At 61.2% G+C, this 5,653-nt stretch carries 7 protein-coding genes; 5 read left to right on the top strand and 2 right to left on the bottom strand.

Translation table 11 applies throughout. The features are described from left to right. The coding region (locus E7813_RS07075; RefSeq protein WP_291572235.1) for a sulfatase-like hydrolase/transferase at positions 1-1,280 on the bottom strand (1,280 nt) is incomplete at its 3' end. 59 nt (positions 1,281-1,339) lie between these two features. On the opposite strand from E7813_RS07075, the gene E7813_RS07070 reads away from it, so the two are divergent. Beyond that, positions 1,340-1,477: a hypothetical protein gene (locus tag E7813_RS07070; protein WP_291572233.1), complete on the top strand. Its 138-nt coding sequence runs from the start codon at positions 1,340-1,342 to the stop codon at positions 1,475-1,477. Between the two features lie 260 nt (positions 1,478-1,737). Here E7813_RS07070 and E7813_RS07065 read toward each other — a convergent pair whose 3' ends face one another. Further along, the gene (locus E7813_RS07065; protein ID WP_291572230.1) at positions 1,738-1,914 is read right to left on the bottom strand and encodes a hypothetical protein; all 177 of its coding nucleotides are present in this window, start codon (positions 1,912-1,914) and stop codon (positions 1,738-1,740) included. Positions 1,915-2,154: 240 nt separating this feature from the next. Between E7813_RS07065 and E7813_RS07060 the strand changes: the two genes are divergently transcribed. The 4 genes from E7813_RS07060 to E7813_RS07045 all read left to right on the top strand — a co-directional run bounded on the left by E7813_RS07060 (position 2,155) and on the right by E7813_RS07045 (position 5,292). Further along, positions 2,155-2,400: a hypothetical protein gene (locus tag E7813_RS07060; RefSeq protein ID WP_291572228.1), complete on the top strand. Its 246-nt coding sequence runs from the start codon at positions 2,155-2,157 to the stop codon at positions 2,398-2,400. 298 nt (positions 2,401-2,698) lie between these two features. Next, positions 2,699-3,049 carry a septal ring lytic transglycosylase RlpA family protein gene (locus E7813_RS07055; protein ID WP_291572226.1) on the top strand — a complete coding sequence of 117 codons (351 nt, stop codon included), beginning with the start codon at positions 2,699-2,701 and terminating at the stop codon, positions 3,047-3,049. 113 nt (positions 3,050-3,162) lie between these two features. Next, complete coding sequence (gene msrA / locus E7813_RS07050) at positions 3,163-3,675, top strand: peptide-methionine (S)-S-oxide reductase MsrA (protein ID WP_291572224.1); 513 nt, start codon at positions 3,163-3,165, stop codon at positions 3,673-3,675. A gap of 93 nt (positions 3,676-3,768) precedes the next feature. Beyond that, complete coding sequence (locus tag E7813_RS07045; protein WP_291572222.1) at positions 3,769-5,292, top strand: FAD-dependent oxidoreductase; 1,524 nt, start codon at positions 3,769-3,771, stop codon at positions 5,290-5,292. Positions 5,293-5,653 lie beyond the last annotated feature (361 nt).

Below are 5,653 nucleotides of genomic sequence, written 5' to 3'. Positions count from 1 at the left end.
GCTGATTTGAGACTATTCCAGGTGGCGGCGGTTTCTGCGAGCCTGGCGTAATATTCGGCATAGCGGGGATCGGAGAGGCTCGCGGTGGCGAAGGCCCGCTCTCTGTCAAAGCATCCAGGTGCGGTCAGCCTTCGGCTGTGAGGGCCGTGATTAAAATTGGTTAGCGCATATAGAAACCGAGGCGCTGCATCGGCCGCAATGCTTCTCGCATGAGCATCGATTGCCGCCTTTAGAAACAATGCATCTGAATTCGTCGCTTCAAATCGCTTGACGTCGAACGGCGGAGGAAAATCATCGGTGAAAAGACGCTCGCCAATGCCGATCGAGCGATAAAAATCGTCATAGTTGAGAAAGTTACGGCGGCAGCTCGATGCCAGGGATGTCCGGTAGCCAAGCGCTGCTAGCGCGTGGGAAAGACTGTTGTGGAAGCGGCCGACACCTCTCTTGAAGAGAAAATAAGCGTTTGAACCGAAACTTGCGCTCGAAAGGCCGGTTAGCAGGCTGAATTCGGATTGCCAGGATCCGCCGCCAAAAATATCGACGTTGAGACCTCCGTAAAGACCGTTTTTCGGAGATAGAAACGCTTCGACGGTCGGCTCAACGGGGAGTCCATAAATGCGCGGATCAAAGATTGATTCGTGCTGGATGACGATGATGTCCGGACAGTCGAGGGCGCGGGCTGGAACGGCAGGCATCAATGGCAGTGGGTCGTTGGCAATATCGCTGAGAGACAGGCCGCCAAACCGTCGCCAGGAAAGCGGATCGAGCAGCGAGGCTATGAAGGTCGAATAAAAGCAGCGTCGCTCAGTCGCGATCCGCTGATGGGAGGTGGTTCCCCCGCCTGCCTTGTACGCTATCACTAAACCAGCGAGTGCAGTTCCGAACAGGATGATCTGAAATTCCGGAGTAGTGGCCGGCCATCCGGGTACGTAGAGGACAGCAATTGCAGCGAGCATGAGCACGATGCCTCCGCCTACAACAGCTATAACTGCGATCGGATACTGGACTACAAGAAATGGAACTGTTCCCGCAAACGCCAGCGGCAAATCTGTTACAATCAGCTTCAGCCCGCTGTGATTGTACTTGACGCAGGACGCTCCGGAGATTGCTGCCGCCAGGATCGATGACAGCAGAATCGCCCTTCCAAAATCGGCTACCACGAACAGCAGCACCGCGGTACTGAGGCACAATCCGCCAATCGCCAATTTTAGGTGCTCAAGGCTGCGCTCTGCAAACCAGATAACGCCGATACCTGCGACGAGTACCAAGGTCAATGTCATCTAGACATGATAGAGACGTGCGGAATTTCCACAACCGCCAGGCAACGCCATCCGCCGTCATGCGCGCGATGCTTCGGGCCATTCCCTTGTGCCAGATTGCTCCCCCTCGTGTGCCGGCGGCAAAGCGGTCGCCGGTCCAGATGGCGAAGTGGGTATCGCTGATCGTCATGCTCGGCGCTGCGGTCCAGAGCGGCTGAGCACGAAAAGCGTTCGCGGCAACGCTGGCGACGATACGGCGTGAACAGACCGGGAGAACGACAACCGACGTTTTCGAAAGCCGAATGATATCAATACAATGGATTTGACATCGAGGGGGTCACAGGTTCGAGCCCTGTCGCGCCCACCATTAATATCAATTACTTGGCTATTTCCCGGAACCGCAAAGCCAACGATAACGGCAATGATACCTTACCGCTGTGCGCCTGCGGGTTGGGTGGTCTTTGTGATCTGTGAAACGCTACGGCGATTTCAGATCGGGTGTCCGCTGCGTATAGCAGCCGCCGCGATAACTGCCGTAAAACCGGCAGACAAGATGACAATTGGCATCCATCGCGCAACTGAGGAAGAACCAAACGAAGTAGGATGCCAATACGAGGAAGGCGATCCACAGCGTCGCTTTGGTCCGTTGATCCATGTGCCGCACCGAAGGATACGTGCCGAGATAGCACAAAGGGACATGGAACGCTCAAAGAAAAGCCGTCACCGGGTTGAGGAACTCGGTGACGGCTTCCTACTCTATGGGCATGTTACGCAGCCCGCGATCACTGTGGATGCGTGGTGTAAATAAAGGGTTAGAAAACGGCCCGATGGCTCGCTTACGTGCGCCATGGAACGGAAGGCAACCGATCGGATTGACTCATCAAGGAGTCATCCGATGACACAGCAAAATCGAACGCCGCGCCGGTCCAGCGTGGTCGATACCAACACCGGTTCCGCTGCCCAACAGGTGCCGCCGCGACCGCACGACTCTGGGAGCCAGGCAAACGAAACCGATGATGGCTTGGATGCCACCACAGAGGCGCTACGGCACGCGGCCGAAGACACGCCTTCGGGTGCCGAACCCGACGATGTCGAGAAAACACCGGTGTTCGACCGGGCTGGCGAAGCGCCGAAAATCTGACCGGCGATTAAATATTGTTTGGCCCGCCCCGGAACCAAATCCAAGCCTTTGCGTTTTAGGAGCGTGCCGGGCCGCCCCGGCGCGAGGTCTACACAAAATAGCGGCCTCAGCCTTCCCCCCAAGGTTGGGGCCGTTTCTTTGTTAGAATCAAAAGCCTCTACGGCAACGCAGGGCAACGATACGACGTGAACAGGCCGGGAAGAACGTCAGCAAACGTGAGGGGGTCACAGGTCCGACCCCTGACGCGCCCACCATCACCTCTGGCGGGAACTTAGTCGGTGCTGGTTCATTGCCGGTTATGAGTTCGAAGTTTTCATGGGTCTTTGTTTTGACCGCGATGGCCGTCAGCCCCGTTCATGCCGAGCAGGGCACGGCGGCGTTCTATCGCGGCGGTCTTACCTCTAGCGGCGAGGTTACCGGACCGAACGGACTGACGGCGGCGCACCGCACCTTGCCGTTCGGCACCGTGGTGCTTGTCACCAACCTTCACAATGGCAGGACCGTGGTCGTGCGCATCACCGATCGCGGGCCGTATGGCCGCGGCCGCGTCATCGACGTGAGCCGCGCGGCTGCGCGCCAACTCGACATGATCGACAGCGGCACCGCGGACGTGAATGTCGAGCCGGAATTGGGTGTCGAGCCGCCATAGTGGCGGCACACCCTCGCGCCTCGTTGCGATAGGCTGTATTGTACCCAGCTGGCAACGGTGGACGGCATGCGACCCTGCCGGTCGGCAGCCGCGATTTCGAAAGGGATCATGACATGAGCGACAACAGCGAACGGGCGGTACTGGCGGGCGGCTGTTTCTGGGGCATGCAGGATCTGATCCGGCGCCAGCGCGGCGTGCTCTCTACGCGCGTCGGGTACACTGGAGGCGACGTGCGCAACGCGACCTACCGCAACCATGGCACGCACGCCGAGGCGATCGAGATCGTGTTCGATCCCCGGGTGACGAGCTTTCGGGACATCCTCGAATTTTTCTTCCAGATCCACGATCCGAGCACGCGCAACCGGCAAGGCAACGATATCGGGATGAGCTACCGCTCGGCAATCTTCTACACCAGCGACGAGCAGAAGCGCATCGCGCTGGACACCATCGCCGATATCGACGCCTCCGGACTGTGGCCCGGCAAGGCCACCACCGAAGTCGTCCCGGCGGGAGATTTTTGGGAAGCCGAGCCCGAGCATCAGGATTATCTCGAAAGGATTCCGAACGGCTACACCTGCCACTTCGTGCGCCCCGGCTGGAAACTGCCGCGGCGCAAGGCGGGATGACGTCCGGCTCCTTTCTCCCCTCCCACCCCGCGCGATGTGCGCGGGGGGAGGGGAGTTCAAAACCTCATCTTTCGATTCACGGGAGCGTGAGACATGGCCGATCAACAAGCCCCGCCTGCCGGTCCGGATCTGACGCGCGGCGTCGCGCTCTCCGAATTCAGCGGCGAGGTTTTGCTCGGCCATGTCGGCGACGACGAGGTGTTGCTGGTGCGCTCAGGGCCGGATGTCTTCGCCATCGACGCGCATTGCAGCCACTATCACGGGCCGCTCGCGGAGGGACTGGTGGCCGGCGAGAGCATCCGCTGCCCCTGGCACCACGCCTGCTTCGACCTGCGCACCGGAGAGGCGGCGCGGGCGCCCGCGCTCAATCCGCTTGCAGTCTGGCAGGTCGAGCGCGAAGAGGCGCGCATCTTCGTCCGGCGAAAACGCCAGCAGCCGAAGCCGCGCGTCAAAGGCGCGGTGGAAGCGCCCGGCCAAATCGTGATCGTCGGCGGCGGTGCGGCGGGTTTTGCCGCGGCCGAGATGCTGCGGCGGCAGGACTATCGCGGCAGCATCGTGATGCTGAGCAACGATGCCGCCGCACCGGTGGATCGGCCGAACCTGTCCAAGGATTATCTGGCCGGCAGCGCGCCGGAGGACTGGCTGCCGCTGCGTCCGGATGATTTTTACAGGGATGCCGGGATCGACCTGCGGCTTGAGACCGAAGTGGCCTCGATCGACACCAAAGCGCGCAACGTCATCCTCGCCGGTGGCAAAGCCGTTGCCTACGACCGCCTGCTGCTGGCGACCGGCGCCGAGCCGGTGCGGCTGCCGTTTCCGGGCGCCGACCAGCCCCATGTCCATGTGTTGCGCTCGCTCGCCGATTGCCGCGCGATTCTCGAGTCCGCCAAAGGCGCGCGTCGTGCGATCGTGATCGGCGCGAGCTTCATCGGGCTGGAAGCAGCAGCCGCGCTGCGAACGCGCGAGATCGAGGTTCACGTCGTCGGACTGGAACAGCGGCCGATGGAGCGTGTGCTCGGACCCGCGATGGGCGATTTCGTGCGCGCGCTGCATGAAGCGCATGGCGTCGTTTTCCATCTCGGAGATACCGTGACGGCGATTGCCGGCAAGCGCGCCACGCTCAAAAGCGGCGGCGTGCTGGAGGCCGATGTGGTCGTCGTCGGTGTCGGCGTGCGGCCGCGGCTGGCGCTGGCCGAGCAGGCCGGCCTTGCGCTCGACCGCGGCGTGGCGGTCAACGCGTATCTCGAGACCAGCGTTGCCGGCATCTATGCCGCGGGCGATATCGCGCGCTGGCCCGATCCGCATTCTCAAGGCGCAATCCGGGTCGAGCATTGGGTGGTGGCCGAACGCCAGGGCCAGACCGCGGCGCGCAACATGCTGGGGCAGCGCGAAACATTCGACGCCGTGCCGTTTTTCTGGAGCCAGCATTACGATGTGCCGATCAACTATGTCGGCCACGCCGAGGCCTGGGACGAGATCGTGATCGACGGTGACATCGCCGCGAAGGATTGCCTGCTGCGCTACAAGAGCAAGGGCCGCACGCTGGCGGTCGCCTCGATCTACCGCGATCTCGAAAGCCTCAGGTGCGAACTGGAGATGGAGCGGGCGGTGCGCTGAGCGGACTTCGATCCGGCCAAAGCGCAGGCTCCGGAACGGGCAGGCGAAAATCTCCTTCACGTTCAATCTGTTTCACCCGACGGGCAAATCAGCAAAACCTGTAAAGCCTCACTCACAAAAATATTCTGATTTTCCGAACATCCAAATCAGTCCATATCCATCTTGTCCTGTCCCACAGAGGGGCGGCTCGCAATCGTCACGGACGCGGGGCGGGATGCGGTGGACGCTGATGGCGCTTTGACGAATGCGTTTGATGCGGACGGCGAAGTCGTGTGGTCCTGACACCCCGACGCTGGTGTCAAGTCGGCGGAGTTATCCGCCGGCGACGGTGGCAACAAAGCCCGGTCACCGGGGAGAGCGC

Source organism: Bradyrhizobium sp. (assembly GCF_004799405.1).
Classification (GTDB): Bacteria; Pseudomonadota; Alphaproteobacteria; order Rhizobiales; family Xanthobacteraceae; genus Bradyrhizobium.
This window is presented reverse-complemented; position numbering and strand designations above follow the sequence as displayed.

Bases quoted from the DNA above. Each gene is read 5' to 3' on its own strand.
- E7813_RS07065 (WP_291572230.1), bottom strand. From the start codon at position 1,914: ATGGATCAACGGACCAAAGCGACGCTGTGGATCGCCTTCCTCGTATTG.
- E7813_RS07055 (WP_291572226.1), top strand. From the start codon at position 2,699: ATGAGTTCGAAGTTTTCATGGGTCTTTGTTTTGACCGCGATGGCCGTC.
- E7813_RS07070 (WP_291572233.1), top strand. From the start codon at position 1,340: ATGCGCGCGATGCTTCGGGCCATTCCCTTGTGCCAGATTGCTCCCCCT.
- E7813_RS07045 (WP_291572222.1), top strand. From the start codon at position 3,769: ATGGCCGATCAACAAGCCCCGCCTGCCGGTCCGGATCTGACGCGCGGC.
- E7813_RS07060 (WP_291572228.1), top strand. From the start codon at position 2,155: ATGACACAGCAAAATCGAACGCCGCGCCGGTCCAGCGTGGTCGATACC.
- msrA (WP_291572224.1), top strand. From the start codon at position 3,163: ATGAGCGACAACAGCGAACGGGCGGTACTGGCGGGCGGCTGTTTCTGG.